The sequence below is a fragment of the Microcystis sp. M49636_WE2 genome (assembly GCF_030065375.1).
GTDB classification, from domain to species: domain Bacteria; phylum Cyanobacteriota; class Cyanobacteriia; order Cyanobacteriales; family Microcystaceae; genus Microcystis; species Microcystis aeruginosa_C.
On the sequence record NZ_JASJFG010000772.1, the window covers coordinates 1 to 1,333 of the forward strand.

Genomic DNA, 1,333 nt, shown 5'->3' on the forward strand with positions numbered 1-1,333 from the left:
ATTTTCTCTAATTCTTCTTGGTAGAGAATATTGGCCGTTTTGGGAACTCCGAAAATCAACCAAGCTAGACCTTTGAATTTATAATCTTCGTGTTGTTCCTTGAACATCCGCCAGAGGAAAGCTCGGAAAGGAGCGATTCCGGTCCCAGTGGCCATCATAATGATAGTGGCATCTTCATCACCCGGTAGCAGCATTTCCTTACCCACCGGACCAGTAATAGCCACATCGTCCCCCACCTCTACATTACAGAGATGGGTGGAACAAACTCCATAAACCGTTTCCTTGGTTTCTGGGTGTTGGTATTCCAACTGACGCACGCAGAGGGATACGGTTTTATCGTCTAATTTATCACCATGACGGGTGGAGGCGATCGAATAGAGTCTCAATTTATGAGGTTTGCCATTAGCATCGGTACCCGGGGGGATAATACCGATACTTTGCCCTTCTAAATAGCGTAAATCGCCCCCAGAAAGGTCAAAGGTGACGTGTTGTACGATGCCGATACCCCCCTCATCAACGAGAGGATAATTCTCGATACATTTGCCGATAAAGGGTTGATTCGGACGGTAGATGTTGACGGGGATATCTGTTTTTTCTTTCGCTTGAGTCATGGCCTTTTTCTTGGTCTGTTCGGTGACGGGCGATGATTGAGCGATTGGCTGTGGTGTGGAGGCACTAGAAAAAGTTGCTACGGGGGCAATCCCATTTAAGGGTTTGATGCTGACGATACGACCACCTAAACGGGTAATCCGACGCATTTCTTGATTCATGCGACTGTAGGGAACCGTGAAGAACACGCTTCCACTCTGACGGATTGAATAATCCAAGCTGTCAGTATTGTCGTTTTGATTGAGACCCGCCACTTCGTAAACAAATAAACGGTTTCCCGCTAGTGTACTCGGACTGTACATTAAATATAACTCCCAACTCAAGTCACGATAATCGTTCCATAGTTTAGCCTACCATCGGTACACTACACCTAGGCCTAATTGAGAGTTATCTTAAAAAAACCACAGACATCGCTTTTATCTTTTCCTTAAGGATAGGTCAACTCTCTGGTTAAAATCTGTTACATTTGCAGCATTTTTACTTTTTATTAAGATTTCTGCTACTTTTCCCTATTTGTGCTAAAAATCCCCCTAGTTTGCCTGATCAGGACAAGAGCGGGGGACAGATATTAGCAATAATTATTTTTTGACATCCTCGCCGCCCTAAAAGTGCGGCGATTCCTAAACCTCACGATTTAAGTTTCTGCTTCCACCACCGTCGCATACCACAGTTAAAAAACCATGTACTGTCTTACACAGAGTCCACAGACTTTCGCCCCATTTCA

General features: G+C 44.7%; 1 protein-coding gene. It reads right to left on the reverse strand.

Annotated elements, in window-relative coordinates:
• A partial coding sequence (gene cpcD / locus PX484_RS17705) for a rod-capping linker protein CpcD (RefSeq protein WP_288104960.1) occupies positions 1–911 on the reverse strand: 911 nt, incomplete at its 3' end.
• Positions 912–1,333: the final 422 nt, after the last annotated feature.